Source organism: Streptomyces sp. PsTaAH-137 (genome assembly GCF_003259365.1).
Classification (GTDB): Bacteria; Actinomycetota; Actinomycetes; order Streptomycetales; family Streptomycetaceae; genus Streptomyces.
Map to the genome: position 1 here is coordinate 351,570 of NZ_QLLY01000002.1, position 24,052 is coordinate 375,621.

General features: G+C 65.3%; 25 protein-coding genes. 21 read left to right on the forward strand and 4 right to left on the reverse strand.

Going from position 1 to position 24,052, the window contains the following annotated elements:
• Positions 1-267: 267 nt before the first annotated feature.
• Together K377_RS05155 and K377_RS05160 are read right to left on the reverse strand one after the other, a co-directional pair.
• Complete coding sequence (locus tag K377_RS05155; protein WP_111661926.1) at positions 268-450, reverse strand: hypothetical protein; 183 nt, start codon at positions 448-450, stop codon at positions 268-270.
• A gap of 544 nt (positions 451-994) precedes the next feature.
• The gene (locus tag K377_RS05160; RefSeq protein ID WP_111661927.1) at positions 995-2,899 is read right to left on the reverse strand and encodes a DNA/RNA helicase domain-containing protein; all 1,905 of its coding nucleotides are present in this window, start codon (positions 2,897-2,899) and stop codon (positions 995-997) included.
• 93 nt (positions 2,900-2,992) lie between these two features.
• Here K377_RS05160 and K377_RS05165 point away from each other — a divergent pair, with 93 nt between their 5' ends.
• The 6 genes from K377_RS05165 (at position 2,993) to K377_RS05185 (ending at position 8,404) form a co-directional block, all read left to right on the forward strand.
• The gene (locus K377_RS05165; RefSeq protein ID WP_111661928.1) at positions 2,993-3,349 is read left to right on the forward strand and encodes a nucleotide pyrophosphohydrolase; all 357 of its coding nucleotides are present in this window, start codon (positions 2,993-2,995) and stop codon (positions 3,347-3,349) included.
• Positions 3,350-3,420: 71 nt separating this feature from the next.
• Positions 3,421-4,347, forward strand: a complete 927-nt coding sequence (locus tag K377_RS05170) for a hypothetical protein (protein WP_237551516.1) — start codon at positions 3,421-3,423, stop codon at positions 4,345-4,347.
• A 508-nt stretch (positions 4,348-4,855) separates the two neighbouring features.
• On the forward strand, positions 4,856-5,449 hold the full coding sequence (locus K377_RS41280; RefSeq protein WP_146614685.1) for a hypothetical protein: 594 nt from the start codon (positions 4,856-4,858) through the stop codon (positions 5,447-5,449).
• Positions 5,446-7,344, forward strand: a complete 1,899-nt coding sequence (locus tag K377_RS05175; RefSeq protein WP_111661930.1) for a tetratricopeptide repeat protein — start codon at positions 5,446-5,448, stop codon at positions 7,342-7,344. The genes K377_RS41280 and K377_RS05175 overlap by 4 nt, the downstream gene beginning before the upstream one ends.
• A 32-nt stretch (positions 7,345-7,376) precedes the next feature.
• Positions 7,377-7,823 carry a GntR family transcriptional regulator gene (locus K377_RS05180; protein ID WP_111662191.1) on the forward strand — a complete coding sequence of 149 codons (447 nt, stop codon included), beginning with the start codon at positions 7,377-7,379 and terminating at the stop codon, positions 7,821-7,823.
• 11 nt (positions 7,824-7,834) lie between these two features.
• Positions 7,835-8,404, forward strand: a complete 570-nt coding sequence (locus K377_RS05185; RefSeq protein WP_181512481.1) for an HD domain-containing protein — start codon at positions 7,835-7,837, stop codon at positions 8,402-8,404.
• Here the strand turns inward: K377_RS05185 and K377_RS05190 are convergent.
• Together K377_RS05190 and K377_RS05195 are read right to left on the reverse strand one after the other, a co-directional pair.
• The gene (locus tag K377_RS05190; RefSeq protein WP_111661932.1) at positions 8,392-8,865 is read right to left on the reverse strand and encodes an NUDIX domain-containing protein; all 474 of its coding nucleotides are present in this window, start codon (positions 8,863-8,865) and stop codon (positions 8,392-8,394) included. The genes K377_RS05185 and K377_RS05190 overlap by 13 nt on opposite strands.
• The gene (locus tag K377_RS05195; RefSeq protein ID WP_111661933.1) at positions 8,865-9,632 is read right to left on the reverse strand and encodes a helix-turn-helix domain-containing protein; all 768 of its coding nucleotides are present in this window, start codon (positions 9,630-9,632) and stop codon (positions 8,865-8,867) included. The genes K377_RS05190 and K377_RS05195 overlap by 1 nt, the downstream gene beginning before the upstream one ends.
• 542 nt (positions 9,633-10,174) lie before the next feature.
• Between K377_RS05195 and K377_RS05200 the strand changes: the two genes are divergently transcribed.
• The 15 genes from K377_RS05200 (at position 10,175) to K377_RS41285 (ending at position 23,937) form a co-directional block, all read left to right on the forward strand.
• On the forward strand, positions 10,175-10,444 hold the full coding sequence (locus tag K377_RS05200; RefSeq protein WP_111661934.1) for a DUF6284 family protein: 270 nt from the start codon (positions 10,175-10,177) through the stop codon (positions 10,442-10,444).
• Entirely contained in the window at positions 10,441-11,043 is a 603-nt protein-coding gene (locus K377_RS05205) for a hypothetical protein (RefSeq protein ID WP_111661935.1), read from the forward strand. Before K377_RS05200 ends, K377_RS05205 begins: the two co-directional genes overlap by 4 nt.
• A complete protein-coding gene (locus K377_RS05210) occupies positions 11,040-12,047 on the forward strand; it encodes a DUF2637 domain-containing protein (protein ID WP_111661936.1) in 1,008 nt (335 codons plus the stop codon). The genes K377_RS05205 and K377_RS05210 overlap by 4 nt, the downstream gene beginning before the upstream one ends.
• Positions 12,044-12,691, forward strand: coding sequence for a GGDEF domain-containing protein (locus tag K377_RS05215; RefSeq protein ID WP_111661937.1), 648 nt, complete (start codon positions 12,044-12,046; stop codon positions 12,689-12,691). The genes K377_RS05210 and K377_RS05215 overlap by 4 nt, the downstream gene beginning before the upstream one ends.
• Positions 12,691-13,074: an RRQRL motif-containing zinc-binding protein gene (locus K377_RS05220; RefSeq protein WP_111661938.1), complete on the forward strand. Its 384-nt coding sequence runs from the start codon at positions 12,691-12,693 to the stop codon at positions 13,072-13,074. The genes K377_RS05215 and K377_RS05220 overlap by 1 nt, the downstream gene beginning before the upstream one ends.
• A gap of 129 nt (positions 13,075-13,203) precedes the next feature.
• The gene (locus K377_RS05225; protein ID WP_111661939.1) at positions 13,204-15,450 is read left to right on the forward strand and encodes a cell division protein FtsK; all 2,247 of its coding nucleotides are present in this window, start codon (positions 13,204-13,206) and stop codon (positions 15,448-15,450) included.
• A 246-nt stretch (positions 15,451-15,696) separates the two neighbouring features.
• Positions 15,697-15,885: a hypothetical protein gene (locus tag K377_RS42675; RefSeq protein WP_309252209.1), complete on the forward strand. Its 189-nt coding sequence runs from the start codon at positions 15,697-15,699 to the stop codon at positions 15,883-15,885.
• Between the two features lie 3 nt (positions 15,886-15,888).
• Positions 15,889-16,071 (forward strand): hypothetical protein, encoded by a 183-nt coding sequence (locus tag K377_RS05235; RefSeq protein WP_111661941.1) that lies wholly within the window; start codon positions 15,889-15,891, stop codon positions 16,069-16,071.
• Positions 16,072-16,082: 11 nt separating this feature from the next.
• Positions 16,083-16,520, forward strand: a complete 438-nt coding sequence (locus K377_RS05240; protein ID WP_111661942.1) for a hypothetical protein — start codon at positions 16,083-16,085, stop codon at positions 16,518-16,520.
• A gap of 85 nt (positions 16,521-16,605) precedes the next feature.
• On the forward strand, positions 16,606-17,874 hold the full coding sequence (locus K377_RS05245; protein ID WP_111661943.1) for a DNA cytosine methyltransferase: 1,269 nt from the start codon (positions 16,606-16,608) through the stop codon (positions 17,872-17,874).
• A gap of 89 nt (positions 17,875-17,963) precedes the next feature.
• A complete protein-coding gene (locus K377_RS05250; protein WP_111661944.1) occupies positions 17,964-18,824 on the forward strand; it encodes a bifunctional DNA primase/polymerase in 861 nt (286 codons plus the stop codon).
• A 2-nt stretch (positions 18,825-18,826) separates the two neighbouring features.
• Positions 18,827-20,302, forward strand: a complete 1,476-nt coding sequence (locus tag K377_RS05255) for an ATP-binding protein (RefSeq protein ID WP_111661945.1) — start codon at positions 18,827-18,829, stop codon at positions 20,300-20,302.
• Positions 20,303-20,767: 465 nt separating this feature from the next.
• Positions 20,768-21,013 (forward strand): AlpA family transcriptional regulator, encoded by a 246-nt coding sequence (locus tag K377_RS05260; RefSeq protein ID WP_111661946.1) that lies wholly within the window; start codon positions 20,768-20,770, stop codon positions 21,011-21,013.
• Positions 21,014-21,092: 79 nt separating this feature from the next.
• Positions 21,093-22,355: a tyrosine recombinase XerC gene (xerC, locus tag K377_RS05265; RefSeq protein WP_111661947.1), complete on the forward strand. Its 1,263-nt coding sequence runs from the start codon at positions 21,093-21,095 to the stop codon at positions 22,353-22,355.
• Between the two features lie 136 nt (positions 22,356-22,491).
• Positions 22,492-23,937, forward strand: coding sequence for a HEPN domain-containing protein (locus tag K377_RS41285; protein ID WP_146614686.1), 1,446 nt, complete (start codon positions 22,492-22,494; stop codon positions 23,935-23,937).
• Positions 23,938-24,052 lie beyond the last annotated feature (115 nt).

Below are 24,052 nucleotides of genomic sequence, written 5' to 3' on the forward strand. Positions count from 1 at the left end.
ACGGGCTGCGCTCGCTCCCACGCGGCAAGGGCTTCCTCCGGGTCGGCACCGCAGCCGCGCACGAAGGCTTCAACGACTCCCCGGGATGTGCGATGCCCCTTCGCAGCCCTGTTCAGGCTCGAGCTGGCAACCCCCGTGATCTCCTCCAAGCGGCGGAAGGAGAGACGAGCGAGGCGGCGCGCCTGCTGCAGCAATTGCGCCACCTCCTCCATCTCCGGGACGTGCGCTGGATCTATCTGTTCGCGACGGCCCATTACAAGCACTCGATCAGCAACGGCCGTAGCCGGCTTGAGGGATGAACAGAGCCGCCAGACTGGTCAGGGCGGCCAGGTCGTCGCGAAGCGTGAGCCACTTCGTACGGAGCCCCGTGTCCGCGTGAAGCACGACGACGAACACGTAGATCACGACGACGAGGGTGCAGGGGGCGATACAGGTAGCAGCATCGGTCATCTCGGAACCTCTCGATGGTTTCAGGCACTTCGAACATGCGTGCCGGGTGCGCTCGGAAGTTGGGGTTCTGCAGCGCGGCACGCAGTTGATGGTGTCGCACCGCCGGGCCCAGAATCCACCGGATGCTGGCGTTCCGTATTTTGTTTCAGCGCTGTCCAGTTCAAGCGGCCAGGCCCTAAAGAACCAGGTCAGGGCCTCTCGCGAACCGTAGCGCCGATATGAGCCGCTAGTTGTTCCAGCCTCGTCCGGACTTGCCGTTGCAAGGGCGGGGGCCGGTAGGCCACAGTGACTGTGGTTCCCGGCACTTCGGACATCACAAATATCGGGTTCCCGGCCGGAACGCATTTGGGGTGCGTTCCGGCCACCACGCGTTGTTGTCGGCGTTGTCGGCCCGGAGAGCGGGTCGGCAACAACGCGCTTGCTGGGTACGGCCACTAGCCCACGGGCTGACACAGCCCGCGCGCTAGTCGGCGCGTCAGCTAGCTTTTCGACTGCGTAGCGTGCAGGCAGCCCGCAGATACCCAGGAGGGCTGGTGGTCGCGATCTACCTCAGGTATGCCTCAGTGTTGCTTCCAGCGAGGTGATGTCCGACCAAGGCCCGAAGATGGCTTTGAGTGTCGGGGTCGGTTGAGTAGAGACGTGTGCCTCGGGTTCCACGCGTGGCGAGGACGCGGTAGGTGTTCAGCGCGTAGCGCAGATATTGTCGGGGCGACAATCCGCGAAGGGCGGAGTCTCGGCTCTTTTCGGGTCTGGCCTGCCATCCGGTGGAGGTCCACGTGATGTCTTCACCCAGGATCACGGCGCTGTAGTCATATTCCATGCCCTGGGCGGTGTATACGCACCCGATCTGTTGGTGGCCGCCTTGGTCGGTGGCCCAGAATGCCCGTCCCGGGGTGTCGGCACCTGCAAGGATGCCGCCTGCGCCGGAGTTCCAGGGGCGTTGCCACAGATGGTCACCGGTCTCGTTGGTCCAGGGGATGGAGACTTCCGGCCAAAGGGGCGGGGTGGGAGGCGAATCCCAGGGCCAGCAAAAGCCCGCAGTGATGCGTGCACTACGACCCGCGTGCTGATGGGTGGTGACCCAGTCTTCAAGTTCAGCGGGATTGTCGGCGATGGCGAGATCGTAGTCGGTGCCCTGCCATGTGAGTGCTTGGCCGTCTTCAGTGAGTAGGGCGTCTATCCAGTCGAGATAGGCTCGCGAGCCCCCGCATCGGAATTGCGTGGTCAGATCGATGTGGGCGAAGGTGTAGCCCCGTGCGCGGGCCAGACTGCGAAGTTCATTGAGGGTGGTTCCTTCACTGGGGCGGACGATCTGGCGTTCGTCGAGGAAGAGGACGAGTGCCGCGCAGTCGCGGATGAGCCGTGTGAAGAGGTCGGGGAACTCGCTACTGCGCCGAAGCGGGTCAGTTCGTGCCCGGTGAGCCTCGTCCAGTAGGACGATGCTGCTGCCTTTGTTCAGCCCGCGGGGCAGCGTGGTGGTTAGGGTACTGATGAGGCCTTTGGCTGGGCCTCCGATAGCACGGGTGAGCTGCTGGGTGAGCGTTCCGGACGAGGACAGGAGCCTGGGGTTGGCGTCGTCTCTCAGGCAGAGGTCCCCCATGACCCGGGCAGCGATCGCGGTCTTGCCGGTGCCGGGTCCGCCCGTGACGACCACGATGTGGCCGGACCTGCCCCTCACGATGGCTTCGATCGCGCGATGGATGGTCTGGCGGACTTTGTCCTGATCACCGACGAGCCTGAAGCCATCGTGGCCTTCGATGGTGCCAGCGACCCTGGCCAGCAGGGATGCAGAAGGACGGTGCTGGGCCAGCAGGAAGTTGGTGACCGCATGACGGTCGGCAGGCTCCACATCTGCGCACTGCAGCCGTTCGGCCAGCAGCGAGGCCTCAATGCCCTCGGGAAGGGTGTCGGCCCCCAGTAGCGGGAAAGCGGCGCTGGGGCCGCCAGCGGCAAGCGCGCTCAGATGTCCGACCAGTTCTGTGGATGCGTTATGCAGGTACGCCAAGCCGCGCACCTCGAGGTCCAATTCGGCGGGAACCCAGTCGTTCAGGTAGGCGACGTATCCGCCAACCTGGCGTCCTGGGTGGAGAACCTCTCGGCTTCCCACCATTAGCATCCCCGCTCCCACTGGGTGTGGGGCGGCGAACGTCCACTGCTTGAGTTCGACAACGACAGCCACAAGGCGGCCCTCATGTTGACCAAGGAGGAGAGCATCGATCCTCTGGCTGGAGCCGGGCAGCTCGTACTCCAACAGAAGGTGCAGATCGTGCATTCCGGCAGCAACTAGCACACGTACCAGCGCCGGCCAACTCTCCGACCAGCTCTTCAACTCCGCCTCTCTCGGCAATCGGCCGTGCGCATCGGCATACCGCTTGGCACACTGCGCGACGAAGCCCGGGTCGGCAAGCCGGACTGAGGCTTCCTCCACGGTTCCCTCGAAAACATGCATGCATGATCTATAGCAGCCGCAACTGACAGGGCTTGTAGGAAACTTCGTCTCAGACTGGTCCGGTTGTCAGAGGCGCCTGGTAGGGATAGTGGCATGATGATCCAAGAACTCCAGGAAGAGCTTGCGCAGTTCGCTCGCGAACGCGACTGGGAGCAGTTCCACACGCCGAAGAACCTCGTCATGGCGCTCGCCGGCGAGGCCGGTGAACTGACCGAAATCTTCCAGTGGCTCACTCCGGAGCAGTCGCGAGCCATCATGGCCACACCTGACCAGGCTCAGGCGGTGCGCCAGGAAATGGCCGACGTTCTTGCCTACCTGCTGCGACTGGCAGACGTCACAGGCGTGGACCTGGAAGAGGCCTTGGCCGAGAAGATCCGGCTGAACGGGCAGCGCTACCCAGTCGACCTCGCCTATGGACGCGCCGACAAGTACACGACCCTGGGGGCCTAGTAAGCATGCGGATCTTTGCTCAGCCGGCGAGACGCTCAGACAAGACCGTCGAGCGGCACTACCAGGACACCATGGCCAGCCCTGTCGCATTCGAGCAGCATGCCGACTTGCTGGATACGGACACCCTGGTCGTGCTCAAGCAGCTCTTCCCCGAGGGCACCGCGCCGATGTGGGGCGTCATGCCAGGCAAGAACGGGGCCAACCTCCCCGAGATCCGCAAGATGGAACCTGGATCCTGGGTCTTCTTCAGCGGCGACAAGCACCTCTACCTCGGCGGCACGGTCGCCCTGGCCTGGCGCAGTCCAGAGCTTGCAACTCGCCTGTGGGACGCCGACGATGCCGGGGCGACCTGGGAGTACATGTATGCCCTCTCCGGCACCCGCGGCTTCAATATCCCCATCGAGGAGGTCCGAGACCTGCTCGAATGGAAGCCGACTCGCAACATCATGCGCTTCCAAGCTTTCAAAGACACTGAGGCTGACCTCCTCCAGAGCCTACTGACCCTAGAACCTGCCCAGACTGTCCAGCCTCAGGACGAAGAAGCCGCAGCCCGGCAGGCCATCAGCGACTACACCGGCCCCTTGGAGCGCAGCGCCGAGCGCGCCTACCGCGGAGAACAAGCACATCTCAAGCGCGCTCTACTCCCCGGCCCCGCAGGCGAGTGCGCCCTCTGCGGACGCACCTTGCCAGCCACCTTCCTCATCGCCGCGCACATCAAGAAGCGGGCCGAATGCACCGAAGACGAGAAGCGTGATCTGCAGAACGTCGCGATGCTCGCATGTCTGCTGGGCTGCGACGGACTTTATGAGCGGGGCTTCATCACCGTGGCAGCCGGCGGACAGCTTCAGGTCAGCCCACTCGCCGCTTCAGCACCAGCAGTTGCGCAACACATCCAAGAGCACTTGGTCGACCGCACAACCGCCTGGTGGACGCCAGAGCGTGAGCAGTACTTCGCCTGGCACCGCATGCATACGTTCCGAAGCGCCCCGGCACTTTGAACACGCAGGCCCTTCAAGGTTTTTGTGATGCCAATTATCTGGAGTACGCCCGGCGCGTGGACCAACGCTGATACGTCTGCACACGGCTCCGGAGGGCATGCCAATGAGGTTCCCGAAACATAGCCTGACCTGCAAGTTCACCCTGTCGAGCAACGCTGGGGGCTGATCTCTATCGCATACCCTGCGTAGCCACCCAGGTTCTGGGACCAGCCCAGGACCGGCCAGCCGGACCGTCAGCGTCTCCTGCGCAGTCACGTGCAACGGCCCACGGCGCTGCGTGACTAAATTGAAGTCGGGGGCCGAACGGTTGACCTGGTGTTGCCCCGCTCGTGACATCCTGGAGGACGGCGCTCGTCCTGGGGCAATAGTTCACCGGGCGAGCTACCACCCGCAGCGCCGGCGCCAGCTAGGCTAGGTCGCCTGGCACCGGGGCTTACCTGGTGCCCTAGCTCAACGGGTGCCGGGGGTGCATCGCAGAGTGGCGTCTCCGCAAATTACGGTGACTGGAATGATTGAGCATGCCGAGATGGATTCCACGGTGTTGCTGACCAAAATCCAGACCGTATTCCCTCGTGCGGCAGCGGGCGGGATGGACTTTGTAATTCCGCTGAACGACTGTGAAGTGCATTTGTATTGCATGAGTACTTCGTCATTGGAGTTTCACGTCAAAGCCACGTCCAGTGTGAGTTCACGCAGTGTGACAGTGGTAGAGCTACTGGTCAGATCGACGAGTGTCCTATGGTCAGGACTGGAAAGATCCCTCAAGGCGGACGGTAGATCGGGAAAGGCCACTCTTGCGAGCTGTGTCATCGAGGACACAAGCTCTAGAGGTATCTTGCTGACTTGCGACATGATCTCCCCATTGCGCTCGACCGGGGCGCGTGTCGCGTTTTTCTTTTCGGGAATATTCACGTTGGCCGCCATCGGGCTGATTCTTTGGCAGGTCTTCACCCCGCACTCCGGAGCTGATCGAGAAGCGAACGTCCTCGGCATCTCGCTGTCTCTCTTCCTCACAGCCATCACAACGCCCATCCCGATTATTATTAACTGGCGAGAGTGGAAGAAAGAACTCTCCTGGAAATATGTTAGGAGCGGGCCATGAATCGGGCCGAAGAGGAAGAGTTCTTTCAAGTTCTGTCAGCGGTACTCGCCCAACAAGGGTGGACAGTCACTCTATGGCCGCGCCTTGGTGACTTGCAGCCAGATGCGCTGGTGACGCGACAGGGATTCATCATTGCTGTCGAATCCAAAATGTATGGTCGCCCAGTGCAGAGCTCCTGGGTGCTAGATCTCGCGGACCAGGTTCGACGCCTTGATAAACTCATGAGTCCAATCAAGGGAGTGTACGGCCTCCTCCTGACAGACGCCGGAATTCCAGATCGACTCGCAGCAGCTGCGGCACGCTACCCGCTGGCGATCCATCACTGTCCTTTGGGCCAGGATATTCAAGAAATCGCACAGGAAGTCGCCGATAGGTGTGAGGGCCTAAGCAGGCGTCACTATGCCACGCGTTCTATCGAAGAGACGGAATTCATTGGAGATTCAGCAATCTCCGCCAACAATGCGGGAATTGCCGCGTCTGCGATCTCTAACGCCTTCACTTCGGATGTCCCTTCCGATGAACGACGTGCCTCTCAGGACGAAATCGAGGAGCGCATTGCACGTTTGACCCACATTTTGGGCGAATGGCATCCAAGCGTTCTCTCTCTTCGGGGTGAGCTTGCCCAATTGCTCCAGTCTGAAGATCTTTACCGCACTCTTTTGGATGATCAAGAGAGACATCTTGGGGCCCAAAGTCCAGACGTTCTCGAAACAAAGACGGGTCTAGCCTCTCTTTTGTCTAACAAAGGTCACTACGTAGAGGCGCAGCAGTTGTATGCCGATGCTTTTGAGCAATGCTCTGCGCTCTATGGTGCGCGAAGCTCGAAAAGCCTTGTTATCCTCAATAACCTCGCGAGTGCTTATGTATCTACGGGGAGAACAAGAGAGGCAGGGGAGCTGTACCTCGACATTCTGGCTCAGCGACAAAGGTCGTTGGGGGTCGGGCATCACGACGTTCTGACATCCCAAAATAACCTAGCTAACACCCTAAGGGAATTGGGTGAAATCGGTCGAGCTATCTCCTTGTTGAGTGAGGCGCTTGATTCCTCTCTCGGGCTCAACGGGCGGGATCATCCTTTGACTCTAACGCTCCAAAATAACCTTGCTTCCGCTTTCCTGGAGGCTGGTGATATTGAGCGTGCCATTCCTCTCTATGAGATGACGCTCGATGCGCGTGATCGAGTGTTGGGTCCCGATCATCCCGAGACGTTGAGCTCTCGCAACAATCTGGCTTACGCCTATGCGGAGGTTGGCGATATTGAGCGTGCCGTCCCTCTCTATGAGATGACGCTCGATGCGCGTGATCGAGTGTTGGGTCCCGATCATCCCGAGACGTTGAGCTCTCGCAACAATCTGGCGAATGTTTACATTGCAGCCGGGGATGTTGAACGAGCTATCCGTTTGCATGAGGAGGTGCTCGATAAGCGAATTAGTGTGCTGGGGTCAAGGAACCCGCAGACGCTCAGTTCTCGCAACAACCTTGGTCATGCTTACCTGATGTCGGGGAATGTGAATCGGTCAATCTCCCTGTTCATCGAAACGCTTAATTTGTGTCGCGAGGTCTTGGGTGAAGACCACCCTGACACCCTCACTGCCGAAGGGAATCTTGGACTCGCCTGGCAAGCTCATGAGGATTTCGATCAAGCAATCTCTCTTTTGGGGGACGCGCTGGCTGGACGTCTGAGGGTTTTGGGTCCTGGCAACCCTGAGACGATTCGGTCGGAAATCGACTTGGCTCTAGCTCATGCGCAGTCAGGAAACCTTGAGCAAGGTATCTCGCTCCTAGACACTGCAGAAGAATCTTGCGTTAGGGTATTCGGTCACGATCACGCTCAAACGCAATGGGTGCGAGCGGCGCGTGAGAGGCTTGTTGAAAGGATGAGGGGTTCTTCGTAACTGTGGGGACGCAACACGATCAGGGAGTTGATGTGTCACAGGCCAGCCCGCGAGGTACCTACTTGCAGGTCGCTGAGTTGCTGCGCCAGCAGATCGAGTCGGGAAACGTCGGCGATGCGCTGCCGTCGGAGGCTGCCCTCATGCGCTCGTACGGCGTCGCCCGCAATACTGTCCGTCGTGCTCTCAAGGTTCTCGAAGCTGACGGTGTACTTGAGTCTGCTCCTGGGATCGGTTGGCGCCTCGCGGGGGGCGGGGATCCTCGGTCGCTGGCGGAGCGGATGACGGACGTGATCGCAGAGGACTCACTGTCAATCGGAGACACGTACCCGTCCGAGGCGAAACTCTGCGAGCGGTTTGGCGCTTCGCGTACCGCGATACGGCGGATCCTTGCTCAGATGGAAGGAAACGGCCTGCTCACCACCGTTCACGGCAAGGGGCGAACCGTGCGCGCTCTCCCGCCCTCCACCGACCGGCCGTAGTCTTGGCCGTCATGGGACTGACTGAGTGGGCGTACTCGCTCTCCGAATCGCTTCTGTCCGATCCGCTCCCGCGCCGGTGGGCGCACTCGCTGGGGGTCGCCAACCGCGCTCGCTCCTTGGGCCCGATCATGGGCGACGATGCCGAGTTGCTGGAAGCCGCCGCGGTGCTGCATGACATCGGGTACTCGCCAGCCATCGCCACGACAGGCTTTCACCCCCTGGACGGTGCGCGGTTCCTCCGAGATCAGGAGAAGGCTGACGAGCGAGTCGTTCGTCTCGTGGCCCACCACTCCTGCGCCCTGCTGGAAGCCGAGGAGCGCGGGCTGAGGCAGGAGCTTGAAGGGGAGTTCGAGCTAGAGCGTCCGGACCTGGTCGATGCCCTGCTCTTCTGCGACATGACGACGACGCCCGACGGAACGCAGACCACCTCGACCGAGCGGTTGGACGAGATCGTGCAGCGGTACGGTCCGGACACGATCGTCGGGCGGTTCATCCAGCGCGCGGCACCCGAGATCCACGCGGCGGCGAAGCGTGTTGAGAGCCGGTTGGCGCAGGTCTCCGCCGACAGTCAGCCGATGTAGGGCTCTCGCCGTGAGTCGTCGAGACCGTGGCGGATGCGCAGCATCATCGACGGGTGGATGTCCAGCCCGTCAAGGTCCGTTGGGTCAACCCATCGGACCTCTTTTGACTCGCTGCTCGTACGCAGCGAACCCCCGACAGGGTGAGCTCGGAAGCAGATGGAGAACTGCTGCCGGACCTCTCCGTCGTCATACGCCAACACGTGATCAGGGTCGGTGTAGAGCCCCACGATGCTGTCTACCTCAACGGCAATGCCGGTTTCTTCCGCGACCTCCCGGACGGCGGTGTCACCGATGCGCTCGCCAATGTCGTGGCCACCGCCGGGCAGCGCCCACAGATCGTTATCCGTCTTGTGAATGAGCAGCAATCGCCCCACGTCGTTTCGGACGACCGCGGTGACCGAGGGCACCACCGAGTTGGCCTGAGGGGCGTTCGGGTCGCGGAAGTAGTCGATGCGGCTCATCAGGCAGTGCCTTCCCAATCGGCAGGTGAAGAGATCGGGCGGGCCGATTCCCATACCTTCTCAACGCTCTCAGCGTAGGCGTCGAAGAGTTCACCGCCGGGCACGCGTCGCAGGTGCAGCACGGGGGCCATGTAGGCGCCGACGCCGTAGAGGTGCCCGTTCGCCAGCATCTCGTCATCGGCCCGGTATATCGAGTTGTAGAGGGTCGTGCTGTGGAGACGGAACTCCACCCCGGGTAGGCCGAAGAGTGGGCCGTAGTTGACGAGGGCGTTTCGAATCTTGCTTGCCATCGCAGGGCCGATCCCTTCATCCTCGCCGCGCATGGCAACGGCCGGCGACGCGGGCTCGCCCAGCATGAACCGGATGGGCACCCCGTCGGCAGACTTCTCCTTGACGATGCGGTGGAACGTCGCGTCCTCCGTGAGCCAGAACCCGGAGTAGACCAACAGGTCGAATTGACGGGTCGCTGTGGAGTACAGGCTGGTCCAGAGGGTCTGCATCACGACGGACCGGTGGGGATAGAGCCGGATCAGCTCCGCGTTGCCTGAGGCTGTGACCTCGGCTGACGTCCGTTCGTCCGGCCACAGGTACGACACCTCGCATCGCAACAGTGAGGCAGTTGCGTACTGGAACCGACGGTACGGCTTGCGCTCAGGCTCGTTGATCCAGCGTTCCACTGTCTTGGCGGCGACACCTAGTCGTTCCGCGACTTCATCGAGGGTCAGGCCCAAGTCGACGATTGCGCCGCGTAGTCGCTCGTTGGGCACGTACAACCTCCGCTTGTTCGGGACGACTTGGTACGACTTCACCGTAACCAAGGACGACCCGAGTCGTACGCGTACGAAGTCGATCGTCGTGAGTGCCGGGGCCAGTCTGTAGGTACATCGAGCGCAAGGGGCTCGCGGAACCCAAAAAGCCGAAGGGCTTGACGCCGCGAACTTCCCTCTGCACGATGAGGGACATGTAATACATGTCTCTCTCGTTCGATGGCTTCAGCGACTTGAACGAGCGCACGACAAGGGGCCCGGGACAGAGCGGGCCGAGGGTCCCGGATCCCTGGTCAACCGGAGGGCTAAGACCGAAAGGTCACGTCTCCATACGCCTGAAACGGGAGCTCGTGTTCCCGAAGGAGACACCGCATTGCCTCACCTGACCGCAGCTCGCTGCGGCCGGTTGCCTCCGCTGCTCGTCTCGCACGAGCAGCGCCGAGGGGAGCCGGATCTACCGACTTCAACGGCGTGCGGCCCCGGTGCTGTAACACCGGGGCCGCTGTTCGGGCCGTTGCCACCTGCTAGGGAGAACACGACCCATGGACCACATCGTCACTGTTCAGGAAGCTGTTACCGCGTTCGCCGACTTCATGGAGCCCACGGTCGCGGAGCTGGACGCGATCGACGCCGAGATGCCCGTGCTTCTGGCGGACGTCGACCTGCTCGACGCGCACATCAGGACCCTCGATCGCGCGCCGAGCGAGATGGACGCCCGCCGCATCCGCCGGGCCCGCCGCCGGGCGCTGGCCGCCCGCGTCGCTCTGCTGAACGGCACGGCCGGTCAGAGCGTGTCCGGAGGTGCCGCATGATGGCCACCGCTCCCGCCCCGGAGATCCTGGCCGACCACAGGGGCCGGCCGCGCGCGGTCCGCGACATGCCGCTGACCTATCAGCAGGCCCGGTTGGGGATGGCCTTTCACGAGGCTGGTCACGCCGTGCTGGCCATGGCCTACGGCATGACGGTGCACTCCTCTGAGGTTACCGCCTGGGAGCCCGCCGAGGGCCGGTGGGCGGTCACCGGCAACACCAAGTGGCAGGGGAACAACACCCCGCCCTGGCACTTCGCCGCGATGTGCGCCGGCGGACAGGTCGCCCACGTCGACTACCTGATGACCTACGGCCTGTGGACGCCGGAACGGGCTCTAGCCTGCGACGCCGACCACGACCGTGAGCAGGCCATCGACATCCTCACCGCCCACGGCATGCGCATTAGCGCCGATGGTGTGCCCGAGGGCGGCAAGTCGTGGGCGATGGTGCGCGGCATGGCGCGGCGCAAGGTCGCTCACCTGTGGCGCGAGATTCGCACTGTGGCTCACGCCATGGACGAGGACACGAAGCTGACCGGGAACGACATCGCCGCCCTGACCGGCCTCGCCCACGCCTTGACTGTTCGGGAGGTGGCGGCATGACTGCCACGACCACGACCGAGCGTCCGGCGGTTCCCCCGCTGACGCGCCCGGAGTTGGGGTTGGCCGGTGTGGGTGCCGCGGCTGCGGCCGGCATCGGTTCGCTCGGTTTGCTCGCCTCCTTTGACGCGGTCTCTTCTGCCGCGTTGCGGTGGGGGTTCGCCGATCCGTGGATGCTGCCCGTCGGTATCGACGTGGCCATCCCGGTGTTCACCGTCGCCAACCTGCTGCTGATCCGCATGGACATGGGATTGGCGTGGGTGCGGTTCGTGCCCTGGCTGCTCACCCTGGTCACCTGCGGGCTGAACATCGCCGCAGGGGACGGGATGTGGGCCAAGCTCGCACACGGCACGATGCCGCTGCTGTGGGTGGTGTTTTCCGAGATCGGCGCGCACATCTACGCCGTCCGCATCGGCGCGGTCACCGGCCGCAAGATGGACAAGATTCGCTGGACGCGGTGGCTGCTCGCGCCGTGGCCGACGTTCACGCTGTGGCGGCGCATGACGCTGTGGGAAATCACCTCCTACGCCGACGCGCTCACCCGGGAACGACAGCGGCAGTTGGCCCGCGCCGACCTGCGCGAGGAACACGGCCGGATGTGGCGTTCGAAGACACCACGACGTGCCCGTGTCCTGCTCAAGCTCGGTGCCCTCGCCCCCGGCACCGAGCCGGTGACGGAGCAGCCGGAACAGCCCGAGACCCCGACGCCGGAGGCCCCGGCGCCGTCGCCCGCACCCCGCAAGCCGTCCGCGCCGCGCCGCCGCCCGGCCAAGGCGCCCGCGCGCCGCACGCTCGAAGAGCTGACGGAAGAGGCGCGGGAGTTGACCGGCTCGTGGTCGGACGCGGACATCAACGCCGAAGCGCTGCGCAAGGGCCTGCACTGCGGGGCCAAGCAGGCCCGCCAGGTGCGCGACACCCTCACCGCGGAGCGCGCCGGAACCTCGCTGCACGCCGTCGACACCCCCGCCGACGACGATGGCGAGACGGTCGGGGAGGTGGCGGCATGAACACCCTGTTAGAGGTTCTCGCCGCATCCGTCCCGCTGGCAACCGGGTGGGCCTCGCATGTGCGCTGGCTCGGCCGGCGCCTGCACATCGCCCGGCGTGACCCGCTGACCGGGCTGCGCACTCGCGACGCCTTCACCCACCGCGCCACAACCCTGTTGAGGGACCCGCGCGCGGTCGTGGTGCTCGCGGATGTGGACCGCTTCAAGCAGATCAACGACACCCACGGCCACGCCGCCGGAGACATGCTGCTGAAGGCCACCGCCGACCGGCTCGCCCACCACGTGGGCCGCAAGGGTGTGGCGGGTCGGCTCGGGGGCGATGAGTTCGCCGCCGTCCTGATCGACGAGCACGGCGCCGCCGACCTGCTCGCCCTGCTCCACGGCATCCTCGCCCGCCCCGTCGACGGCCAGAACCCCGACGTGCACACCACCGTCTCGCTCGGCTGGGTCCGCGCCGCCGACTTCCCCGCCGAGGACCTGTCCGGCCTGCTGCGGCGGGCCGATGAGTCGATGTACGCGGCCAAGCAGGCCCGATCCGGGCTCAAGCGGGCCGGGCTCGGCAGGCTGTTCGCCACGGTCGCCGGACGACGGTCGGGGCGCCACGGTGCCCGCACCGCGCCGCCCGCGATCGGGGTGGCTGCGTGATGTCGGCGCTGACCCTCGCCAAGTGCTACTGCCCCTCGGGCGGCCAGTTCGGCATACCGACCTACCCCTGGCGCTACGCCCCGACCGGTCTCGCCACCCGCCGCCAGCTCCGAGCGCTCGGCTTGCGGCCGGGCGGTCAGGAGGTGGCCGCGCAGGTGCTGCGACCGCGCTACCGGCGCGGGCCGTTGGTCGCCTACCTCTACCGCGTCGACCGCGCCAAGCCGGTGCGGCCGATGACGCCGGGCAAGTGGGCCGCGCTCGCCAAGGCGATGTGCGCCCGGCGCACGTGCCCGGTCTGCCGGCGCGATGCCGGATACGTCATCCCGGGCTCGCTCGGCATGTGTGTGCCCTGCGCCTACCCCGAGGAGCAGCGCGCCGCCTGAACAAGGCACGCACTTTGCGTGCCCTGCTGCCCGGTATCCGGGCTGATGCTCAGTGCACGGGCCCGACCGCCTACCTCTCACAGCGTCGGCCGGGCCCGCCATCCCTCCATCCCTGAAGGGGAGTCTTCAGTGAATCACCCCGAAGAGAACGGCGAGTTCTTCGAACGACTCGAAGCCGAGTTGCACGCCGACCGCACCGGTGAAGTGGTCGACCTCGACAAGGCACGCACCGCCCGCGCCGGGTCGCCCGACCGGACCGGTATCGAGTCGCCCGACCGATCGGCCGACTCGACCGCCGGTGAGTCGGCCCTCCGTACCCTCGACCCGTCAGCCGACGCGGACGACGACGAGTCGGCCGACTCGGCACGGCCGCGTCCGGCCGACCCGTCGACCCTGCCGGGCCCCGGGATCACGACCTACAAGCGCAAGCCGATCCTGCCGTCCTGGCTGAAGTCCAAGCCCGGCTTCGTCTCGACCACGCAGCGCGCCACCGGCAACGCCTTCTACGCCACGGCCTTTCACGGCATCCGGACCCCCTGGTACGTGCTGCGGCTGTCCATGGACGCGCCGAAGGGTGCGGCGCGGCTGGTCAAGCAGACCAACCGGTGGGTGTGGGACGTCGAGGCTGCCCCGCTGCGGGCGTACGAGGTGGAGCACGAGAACACCGGCGAGTACCTGAAGCTGTCCCGCCAGCGCGACCGCCGCGTCCGCCTTCGCATGCTGGTCATGGCCGTCGCCGGACTCATCGGGGTGCCGCTCGCGATGGCCTGCTACGTGCTGGCACCGGGCTGGCTGACACTGTTCGCGTCGGCCGCCGTGCTGGCCGCCGGATTCAAGGGCGGCAAGGCCGATGAGCCCGTGATCGGGCGGGCGGTGCTGAAGACCGAGTTGGAGAAGCTGACCACCTCGATCGTGCTCCGCGCGCTGGACAACATCGGCAACCCGAAGCTGACGGCCGCCATCAAGAAGGGCGCCGACATGAACGGGATGCGGTTCACCTCCGAAATCACCCGCGACGGGCCCGGCTACCGCGCCGACCTCGACCTTCCGTGGGGTGTCACGCCGGAGGACATCATGGAGGCGCGCAAGTCGCTCGCCTCCGGCCTGCGCCGCAAGGTCGGCTGCGTGTGGCCGTCGGCCGACCCGACCGAGCACGAGGGACGGCTCGTGCTGTGGGTCGGGGACAAGCCGATGAACGAGACGACCAAGCCCGCCTGGCCGCTGCTGAAGTCCGGTGTGGTCGACCTGTTCAAGCCGGTCGTCTTCGGCAACGACCAGCGCATGGGCGACGTGTCCGTCACCCTGATGTTCGCGTCCGTCATCGTCGGCTCCATCCCGCGCATGGGCAAGACGTTCCTGATGCGGCTGTTCCTGCTCATCGCCGCTCTCGACCCGCGCGCGGAGGTCCACGCGTTCGACTTCAAGGGCACCGGCGACTTCGGCGCCCTCGAACCCGTCTGCCACCGCTACCGGGCCGGGGATGAGGACGAGGACATCGAGTACGTCCTGCACGCCCTGCGTGAGCTGCGCCAGGAGCTGCGGCGGCGAGCGAAGGTCATCAAGTCGCTGCCGCGTTCGCGGTGCCCGGAGTCGAAGGTGACCCCGGAGCTGGCCAACGACAAGTCCCTTGGCCTGCATCCGATCGTGGCCGGGTTCGATGAGTGCCAGGTCCCCTTCGAGCACGAGAAGTTCGGCGCCGAACTGGAGGAAATCGCAACTGACCTGGGCAAGCGCGGTCCGGCGCTGGGGATGACGATGCTGTTCGGCACGCAGCGTCCCGACGCGAAGTCGCTGCCCACCGGCATCTCCGCGAACGCGGTGCTGCGGTTCTGCCTGAAGGTCATGGCGCAGCCGGCCAACGACATGGTGCTGGGCACCTCGATGTACAAGGCCGGATACCGGGCCACGATGTTCTCCCGCACCGACCGCGGCATCTGCTGGATGGCCGGCGAGGGCGACGACCCCCGCATCGTCGCCTCCGCGTTCGTGGACGCGGTCGGCGCGGAGCAGGTCGTGGCGCGGGCCCGGCAGATGCGCGAGGAGTACGGCAACGTCACCGGCCACGCCATCGGCCAGCTCCCCGAGACCGAAGACGCCTCCTTCGACCTGCTCGCCGACGTGCTGAAGGTCGTGGCGGTCGACGAGGAGAAGGTGTGGAACGAGAAGGTCGCCACCCGCCTCGCCGACCTGCGCCCCGACATCTACACGGGCTGGAAGGCCGAGACGGTCGCCAAGAACCTGCGCCCGCACGGCGTCAGCGCCCAGGACGTCTGGGGCACCAGCGACAAGGGCAAGGGCACCACCCGGCGCGGCATCGCCCGCGCCGACATCCTCAAGGCTGTTACCGAACGTGACGGAAAGCCGGGCAAGGGCTGACGCGGACCTCTGCTAGGTCTAGCACCCCACCGGTGCTAGACCTAGCAGCCCCGCTAGCACCCCATTCCCTATCTGATCAGGGAACTCGTATCTAGCACCTCACCTGCGGGAATCCCCGGAAACCGCCCTGGAGGGCACCCCATGACCCCCCTGCTCCTTGCTAGCGCCTGCCTACTCATAGTCACGCTCGGTTACGGAAGTCTGTGTGCGGGCAGCCCGTACGGCGACTGCCGCCGCTGCCACGGCATGGGCCACGCCATCAAGCGAACCCGATCCGGCGCCCTCAAGCGCGGCAAGGACTGCCGCCGCTGCCACGGCCACGGCAAGCGCCTCCGCATCGGCCGCCGCCTGTACAACCTCTGGCTGCGCATCTACCGCGAAGGCCAGACCGACGCACCCAAGCCCGCCGCCCGTCCGTTCGCGAAGAAGGGCTGACCCATGGCCATCACCATCTCGCTCGTCCTGCTCTTCGGCCTCTTCCTGGCCCTGATCCTGCGAGCCAACAAGAGCTACGGCACCGCGCTCGTGGCCGCCTTCTTCGGCTTCTACGTCGCCAGCACCGGGGCGGCCGGAACCATCAACGACCTCATGACCGCGCTCGTCCACGCACTGCCCAACTGACCCTGAGAGGAATGGTCGTGAACGAGCCCACCGCCTATCCGCCGGCCGACACTGTCCGCTACCTCACGCCGATCCCCACCGCAGCACCGATGGTCCCCGTCCAGAGCGGCCGCGTCCCCGCTGTGGCATCCATCGTGCTGCCCGACGGCCGGGTCGTCACCGGCTACGCCATCGACGCGGCCAAACCCGAGCCAGCCGCCGCCAAGCCGCCCGTCTCGCGGGCCGCAGTGAACCTCGCGCTCGGCGGCGTCGGCTTCACCGCCGTCTGCGGCGGACTGCTGATGCTGACCACGTTCATCGCCGCACTCGCCGCGCTCATCCACCAGCTCATCATCCTTGCTGCGGTCATCTTCGGCGGGTTCATCGCCGTCCAGCTCTTCGCCGGGGCGGGCGGGACCACGGTCAACATCCGCAAAGCCGTGTTCAAGCGCAACCACTTCCACGGCTAACTACGCCGGGGCGGGCGTCGTCTCTCCACAAGCCGCGCCCGCCCCGGTCTCTCCCATCCCTCGTAAGAGCAGGAGAAACCCCAGCATGACCCATCCCGCCACGTCGTTCGAGGACGGCAACGTCAGCTTCTGCACCGGATCCGCCGCGCTCGACCAGGCCGTGCACGCCGTCACCGGCCTGCCCACGGTCATGGTCGCAGAGAAGGACCCCGCCGCATCCCGGCTGCTGGCCGCCCGCCTGCCCCACGCCCACAACCTCGGCGACATCACCGCCATCGACTGGGACAACCTGAGCACCCGGCCCCGCCCCGCGAGCCTGACCGCCGGCTTCCCGTGCCAGGACATCTCCAACGCCGGACCTCGGGGAGGGATCGCCGGTGACCGCTCCGGACTCTGGAAAACCATCGCCCACGCCATTCGCGTACTTCGACCCCGACTCGTCTTCCTGGAGAACGTCGCCGCCCTGCGAAGCCGGGGACTCGACGTCGTCGCCGCCGACCTGGCCGCGATCGGGTACGACGCGCGATGGATGTGCCTACGCGCTGGAGATCCCGAAGTCGGCGCCTGCCACCGCCGCGACCGCTGGTTCGCCGTCGCGTATCCCGCTGCTGAAGACCCCCACCTCACAACTCGGCAGGAACGGCGGCCCGCAGCACCCGGACAAGCGCAAGGCGGGCGGGCACGGGCCCACGCTGGAGGACGAAGTGGTCTTCTTGCTGCCCCCGATCGAGGCTTGAGGCTGCTGCCCACCCCGGCCGCCGCCGACGGCACCGGCGGCCCCGGCCTCTCGACCAAGCGACAGGGTGGCATGAACCTGCGCACCGCCGTCACTCTGCTGCCCACCCCCGCAGCCCGCGACTGGAAGTCCGGCGCCTCCAACCTGATCGGCACCAACTCCCGGCCGCTGAACGAGGTGGTGGTGAACCTGCTGCCCACCCCCAAGGCGTCGGACGGGCCGCACGGCGGGCCCAACCAGCGCGACAGCGCGGGGAACTACTACCTGCCCGGCCAGGCCGTGCGCCTGGACGGCCGGTGGGTAGCCACCAACGGCACCGACTACGGACCCGCGATCGAGCGCTGGGAACGCGTCCTGGGCCGCCCGGCCCCCGAGCCGACCGAGCCGGGCGCCAAGGGCAACCGGCGCCTGTCGCCGGCGTTCGTGGAATGGATGATGGGCGCCGAACCCGGCTGGGTCACCGACCCTGAGCTGGCTCTGTCGCGTTCCGACCAGCTCAAGATCCTGGGCAACGGCGTCGTCATCCACCAGGCCGAACTCGCCTACCGCACCCTGCTCGCCGTCGGCGTCGCCGCCGACGGCGAGCCTGTCGGGCAGCTCGCCCTCAACATCGCGTAGCACGCGCCCGGGGCGGGCGCCGTCTCTTCCACAAGCCGCGCCCGCCCCGGGTTCTCCCATCCCTCCAAGAGAGCAGGAGAAACCCCAGCATGACCCACCCCGCCCTGATCCGGCGAGATCATCTCAGTACCGCTCTGCGTCTCGCGGCCGACGGCCTGCCCGTCCTGCCGCTGCGCAAGGGCAAGCTGCCCTTCGCTAACTGCCCCGCCTGCCTGTATACCTCGTGCGGTGGGCGCCCCCACATGAAGACCCACGGCCCCTGCACCTGCCTCGCGCCTTGCCACGGCTGGGCCGCCGCCACCACCGACCCTTGGACCCTCAACTCCCCGTGCTGGGCTGCTGTGTGGCAGGAAGCGGCAGGCGTCGCCTACTACCCGGGCGGTGCGGGTCTGACCGTGGTCGACCTCGATCACGACGACGCCGTCGTCTGGGCCCGCGCCACCCTGCCGGCCACCCGGACCGTACGCACCACGCGCGGACAGCACTGGATCTACCAGGGCACCATGCCGTCTTCGAACGGCGTCCGCGACGGCGTCGACATCAAGTCGACCATGGCCTACGCCCGCTGGCGCGGTCCCGGCTGTGGCGCCCTCACGGCCCTGCCCTTCGAGGTGCGTGCTCTGGCCGTCAAGGAGCCCGCGCCTGTCCAGCCGGTGCCGCACGCCTTCACCGGGCACGTGCAAAGCGCTACGGGCGCGTGCAGGCACCGTTCGCCTGCCTTCCTGGAACGTGGCATCGCCATGGCCGTGCAGCGCATCAACGAGGCGTCCACCGGCATCCACGCGGCCGTGTACGCCACGTTCCTGGCGGTGCTCTCCGTCCACGGCCGGTGCGGCTGCCTCACCGAGGACCACATCGCCCGCTTGTTCACTGTGGCGCAGGCCAAGGGCGAGAGCGCCCGGCACTGCTCGGACGCGTGGTCCAACGCCCTTACCCGGTTGGGACTTTGAGCATGGAAGACGACGAGAAGAACCCGGCCAGGAAGGTCATCGCCGACTACGCGCAAGAGCGCTTCCGCTACTTCCGCACCGCCGACGGCACCGTCTACGCCCAGCAGAAAGGCCACCCTGTGGCCCGCCCGATCCGCTCCCAGGGCACCACCGGCAGCCACCGCCAAGAACTCATGGTCGGCCTATTCAAGGACGGCATCGGCGTATTCAACGGCACCGCAATGAAGGAGGCACTCGACTTGATCGAAGCACTCGCCCTCACCGAACAGGTCCAGCCCATCCACATCCGCGTCGCCCCCGGCTTCGACGGAGCCACCTGGCTGGACCTGGGCCGCAACGACGGTCAGTCCGTCCGCATCCACCCCACCGGCTGGGACATCGCCATCCCCGACCCCAGTGAGGTGTGCTGGCGGCGCACCCAGCTCACCGGGGAACTCCCCCTGCCCGCCAAGGACACCGACGGCAAGGGCATCGACCTGCTGTTCCGGCTCTGCAACTTCGTCAACGCCGAGACCGAGTGCCTGGCCATGGCCTGGCTCATCGGCTGCCTCGAACCCTCCGTCCCCGTTCCCGCCCCCTTCCTCACCGGCCCCCAAGGAGCAGGGAAGTCCACCGCCGGCCGGATGCTCATCCGGATCATCGAAGGCATGAGCAGCGACCTGCGCCGCGCCCCCAAGGACGAGGACAACCTGATCGCCGCCGTCGCGGCCGGGTGGGTCACCGCGCTGGACAACCTCTCCCACATGACCCCGGACCTGTCCGACGCCATGTGCTGCATCGTCACCGGAGCCGAGTCCGTGAAGCGCGCCCTGTTCACCGACGGAGACGTCTTCCGCGCCCGCTACCGCCGCCCCCTACTCCTCACCGGCATCGACGTCGGCGTCATCCGCCCCGACCTCGCCGAACGCCTCCTCCCGCTCCGCCTGGAACGCCCGAAGGTCCGGCGCACGGAGGCGGAGTTGTGGGCGGAGTACGCGGAAGCCCTCCCCGTCATGCTCGGCTCCCTGCTCGACCTCACCGTCAAGGTCCGAGCCGCCTCCGCCGAGACACCGACCGATCTACGCATGGCGGACTTCGCCCACCTCTGCGCGCAACTCGACATCGCCATGAGTCTCGGGGCACTGCCCGCCTACCGGGCCGGACTCGACGACCTCAACGACGACGTCATCGAAGGGGACCTGCTCGCACAGACCGTGCTGCAGTACGCGGCCGACATGCAGCCCGGCGAGCAGCAACGAATGACGTCCGCCGAGTGGCTGCACCTCCTGACCCGTCTCTACAGCGGCGAGGACTGCCGTCCTCTGCCCAAGGGGTGGCCGACCACCGGCAAGGTCCTCTCCGACCGGCTCAAGCGCCTCCAGCCCACCCTCGCCGCCCGCGGCCTGAACGTCGACTGGGGACGCACCCGCGAAGCCCGCTACATCGAACTCACCGAGCCCGCGCTAGCACCCGGCCCGCAGCAGGAAGCCGCGTTCTGAGCAACCAGGTCACCGCGCAACAGCAAGAAGAGCACCCGGGGCCGTGAGGCGATGCGTGCTCTTCTTGCTGTTCGGTGCGCAGCACCGCCCCAAGGACGTGCCGCGCAGCGGCCCCTTCATCACGTCCTGAGCCGCGCACAACAACAGACACCACCCCCTCTCTTTTCCTAGGTAGGGGAACGCTGCGTCACCTGCGTCACAGACGACGGAAACCGGCCCCTGACCTGCCGGAACAGGCGTGACGCAGAACCCGATCGTCTGCGTCATCGTGCGTCACCTGCGTCACGCCGCCGTCGCCCCCGTGACACAGGTGACGCGGCAGTGACGCACCCCACTTCCTCTCCGTCACCGATAACCGCAGGTCGGAAGCTCGCATGACGCACGTGACGCGGTGACGCAGAAATCCGAACCTCGGACAGGCACGAGCGTCCAAGGCCGACAGCGATGTGAGTCAACGAGGACCCGATGAGCCGACCCCGTTCCGCTGAACCCGACTCGCGTGCCGCCCTCTGCGGCGGCTTACCCGACAGATATCTCACCCCCGACGACATCGCCGAAATCTTCGGCGTCCCCCTCCAAACCGTCTACCAGTGGCGCAAGAAGCGCACCGGCCCATCCGGTTTCCGGATCGGCAAACACCTTCGCTACGACCCCGCTGTCGTCCTCGCCTTCGTAGCTGACCGCCAACGCGCCGACGCTGACGCAGCTTGAACTCCACCATCTCCGTGCAACTCCCTGGGGAGGGCCACCTCGTGGCCCTCCCTGCTTAATGAGGAGGCTCAGCCACCGCATGGCCGGCCACATCCAGGACCGCTGGTTCAAGACCGAGACCGACGTCAACGGCAAGACCACCCGCACCAAAACGGACCGCCACGGCAGCGGATTGCGCTACCGCGCCCGCTACGTCGGCCCTGACGGAGCCGAGAAGTCCCAGAGCTTCCCCGACGGACAGAAGCGCAGGGCGGAACAGTGGCTCACGAAGATCAAGGCCGACATGGACGGGGGTAGGTACATCGACCCCAAAGCCGGGAGAATCACGTTCCGTCAGTACGCAGAGCAATGGCTCGAGACACAAACAACCGACGCCACCACGAGGGAACCCGTCAGCGTCCAGATCAGACGCCACGCCATCCCTTACTTGGGGTCTCGCCCACTCGGCACCTTCAAGCCGGAGCACATCCGCGACTGGCTTGCGGAGTTGGAGCGTGCGATCCCTGCGTCCAGCTACCGGCGCGTCATCTTCGCGAGCGTCTCAGGCGTCTTCAGCGCAGCCGTCGAGGACGACCACCTGCATCGCAACCCGTGCAAGTCCAGCACCGTCCGTGCCCCGAGCCGGAGCAATCGCCGCGTGGTCCCGTGGAGTGCCGAGCGCACATTCGGTGTGCGCGCCGCGCTCCCAGCTCAGTACCGTGCCACCGTCGACCTGGGCGCCGGGTGCGGCCTACGACAGGGCGAGATCTTCGGGCTTCCTGTCGATGAGATCGGCTTCGATACTGGCTGGCTGCGCGTCGCCTATCAGGTGAAGGTGTCCGGAGGGAAGCTCGTGTTCGCTCCTCCTAAGCGCGAGAAGGAGCGAGACGTGCCGCTCGCTGACTCCGTAGCGCACGCTCTCAAGGCGCACATGGACGCCCACCCTCCTGTTGAAGTCACGCTGCCCTGGCAGCGTCCTGACGGCCGCCCTGTCACGAAGAGGCTCCTGTTCGTACGGCCCGACGGCGACAGCGCGGTGCGACGCACGGACTTCAACACCCGATTCTGGAAGCCCGCCCTCGTGGCAATCGGAGTCATCCCCGAGCCCGATCGTGGGGAGCGTCACCAGGCCGCCCGCGAGCACGGCATGCATGCCCTCAGGCACTTCTACGCGTCTGTGCTCTTGGACGCGGGCGAGAACATCAAAGCACTAAGCACATACCTCGGGCACACGGATCCGGGCTTCACGCTGCGGGTCTATACGCATCTGATGCCGAGCAGCGATGGCCGGTCCCGCAAGGCTGTAGACAGCATGTACGAGGGACCTAGAACGCAAGCCGGCAGAGGTTCGGAAGGGCGGTAAGGGGCCCTCCGTAGCAACCACCACGATGCACGCAGGGTGCAGCCTAAGTGCGCCTTGCGCGCAAGTGGCAAGCTCACTAGCGCGCGATCTTTTAATTGCCCGCCCGTCCGGCGCACAGGCCACTACGCTGGCGCTCATGAATGAGCGCACTTGGCGAGGACACTGGTGGGAGTCCGATAATCCCGAGATGAAAATACCTGGCACTCTTCGATGCACCGAAGAAGGCGAAGCCACGCTGCAACTCATCGGGGGCTTCGACATCAGAGTTCGCCAGCCTCTTCCGAACGGAGGAGGGTACAGCGTTAGCATTAAACCCCGTAGCATCACACTGATTCACGGCATCTCGGGATCGGAAAAATTCACCCTGCTTGACGTGAGCCATTCTGGAACTTGGGGACCTGGATTCCTAGACGATGAAATAACCGGGCAGAATTGGGACGCTATTCGCGTCTTGCGAGGGGTACATCTCACCTCTCTCGACGATCCGATCTTCACGAAATTCCGACTGGGATTCGAGCGACTCCGCCAGTGGTCAAATAGGTCCGCTTTTGTAGTAACCAAGGAAAAGCGAGAGGGTAATCCCCGAAGCGCCAGGCGGGTTGAAATAGCGCCAGTCGATCCCGTGACAGCAAGACATGGCGAGCTGGAAATTTCGCTGCGCCACCTATCGCGTGACTTCAGCTACGAAGATGACGTCGTGTCGAATGAGGGATCTCTCTCCGCGCGGGAGGCAGCAGACATTACTCTGACTCCGCCTCACCCGGTTCACTGCAAGCACTTTGACGAGACCGAGAAAGACCTACAGGATCTTTTGACCCTGAGTACGTACGAACCGTGCGGTGCTGTCGGTCGATGGTTGACCTACACGTCAACGCGAGGCACGCCCAAAGAAGTCGAGGTGATCGGGCGTCAGATCTACCGAACGGCATCCCGGCGGAAGCGCTCTACGGAGCGCGATATGCTTTTCACCTTGGGCGATATCGATTTCGAGAATCTGATCCCTAAGTGGCTGCACACTAAGGGGAAGGCTCGTACGGGGTGCAACATCCTATTCGGGCTCAGATATATCGAAAGAGGCTACGGCGGCACCCGCCTTCTCGGAGTCGCTTCAGCGGCAGAGAGCATCCACAGGTCTCTGCGGTCGGCTAGCACCCCCATCACCAAGACAGAATACAAGAGACTCAAAAGCAAGATCCTTGCGTCCATTTCAGATGAGGGCGAGGAAATAATTTCCTTCGTCAAAAATGGACTGCACAACAATCCTACCTACAACGAACGGATGACGGAACTCGCCTCGATACCCGACGAGACAGCCGTGGATTCCCTCCTTGGCGACCGAGATCGCTGGGCCACGCGCCTCAAAAGAGCCAGGAATGACCTGGCCCACGCAAATGAGAGATCCTCAGACGGAGTAGAGAATCTTGAGGCTTTCTGGTTGCTAGAGGTTACCTATGCCCTGCTCTGCCTAGTGCTAATGGCAGAGATTGGTATCAGTCCAGAGAATCAACGTAGAGCAGTTGTCGAAAACTCGGTGATTCGCCGTGCCAGCGACGAGTTCAAGAAGGGAAGCGAAGAAGACTGATCTGCGGCAGCGATCGCAGACACCTCCTACGTCCGTCCCACACAACTGGCTGCTCCCGCTCGCGTCGACGACATCCCACATGCGCACGCCCCGGATAGTTCAAGCGCCTCACACA

Bases quoted from the DNA above. Each gene is read 5' to 3' on its own strand.
- K377_RS05200 (WP_111661934.1), top strand. From the start codon at position 10,175: ATGGACCACATCGTCACTGTTCAGGAAGCTGTTACCGCGTTCGCCGAC.
- K377_RS41280 (WP_146614685.1), top strand. From the start codon at position 4,856: ATGATTGAGCATGCCGAGATGGATTCCACGGTGTTGCTGACCAAAATC.
- K377_RS42675 (WP_309252209.1), top strand. From the start codon at position 15,697: ATGGGCCACGCCATCAAGCGAACCCGATCCGGCGCCCTCAAGCGCGGC.
- K377_RS05260 (WP_111661946.1), top strand. From the start codon at position 20,768: ATGAGCCGACCCCGTTCCGCTGAACCCGACTCGCGTGCCGCCCTCTGC.
- K377_RS05185 (WP_181512481.1), top strand. From the start codon at position 7,835: ATGGGACTGACTGAGTGGGCGTACTCGCTCTCCGAATCGCTTCTGTCC.
- K377_RS05205 (WP_111661935.1), top strand. From the start codon at position 10,441: ATGATGGCCACCGCTCCCGCCCCGGAGATCCTGGCCGACCACAGGGGC.
- K377_RS05160 (WP_111661927.1), bottom strand. From the start codon at position 2,899: ATGCATGTTTTCGAGGGAACCGTGGAGGAAGCCTCAGTCCGGCTTGCC.
- K377_RS05240 (WP_111661942.1), top strand. From the start codon at position 16,083: ATGGTCGTGAACGAGCCCACCGCCTATCCGCCGGCCGACACTGTCCGC.
- xerC (WP_111661947.1), top strand. From the start codon at position 21,093: ATGGCCGGCCACATCCAGGACCGCTGGTTCAAGACCGAGACCGACGTC.
- K377_RS05255 (WP_111661945.1), top strand. From the start codon at position 18,827: ATGGAAGACGACGAGAAGAACCCGGCCAGGAAGGTCATCGCCGACTAC.
- K377_RS41285 (WP_146614686.1), top strand. From the start codon at position 22,492: ATGAATGAGCGCACTTGGCGAGGACACTGGTGGGAGTCCGATAATCCC.
- K377_RS05165 (WP_111661928.1), top strand. From the start codon at position 2,993: ATGATGATCCAAGAACTCCAGGAAGAGCTTGCGCAGTTCGCTCGCGAA.
- K377_RS05190 (WP_111661932.1), bottom strand. From the start codon at position 8,865: ATGAGCCGCATCGACTACTTCCGCGACCCGAACGCCCCTCAGGCCAAC.
- K377_RS05170 (WP_237551516.1), top strand. From the start codon at position 3,421: ATGGCCAGCCCTGTCGCATTCGAGCAGCATGCCGACTTGCTGGATACG.
- K377_RS05245 (WP_111661943.1), top strand. From the start codon at position 16,606: ATGACCCATCCCGCCACGTCGTTCGAGGACGGCAACGTCAGCTTCTGC.
- K377_RS05210 (WP_111661936.1), top strand. From the start codon at position 11,040: ATGACTGCCACGACCACGACCGAGCGTCCGGCGGTTCCCCCGCTGACG.
- K377_RS05175 (WP_111661930.1), top strand. From the start codon at position 5,446: ATGAATCGGGCCGAAGAGGAAGAGTTCTTTCAAGTTCTGTCAGCGGTA.
- K377_RS05220 (WP_111661938.1), top strand. From the start codon at position 12,691: ATGTCGGCGCTGACCCTCGCCAAGTGCTACTGCCCCTCGGGCGGCCAG.
- K377_RS05250 (WP_111661944.1), top strand. From the start codon at position 17,964: ATGACCCACCCCGCCCTGATCCGGCGAGATCATCTCAGTACCGCTCTG.
- K377_RS05235 (WP_111661941.1), top strand. From the start codon at position 15,889: ATGGCCATCACCATCTCGCTCGTCCTGCTCTTCGGCCTCTTCCTGGCC.
- K377_RS05215 (WP_111661937.1), top strand. From the start codon at position 12,044: ATGAACACCCTGTTAGAGGTTCTCGCCGCATCCGTCCCGCTGGCAACC.
- K377_RS05155 (WP_111661926.1), bottom strand. From the start codon at position 450: ATGACCGATGCTGCTACCTGTATCGCCCCCTGCACCCTCGTCGTCGTG.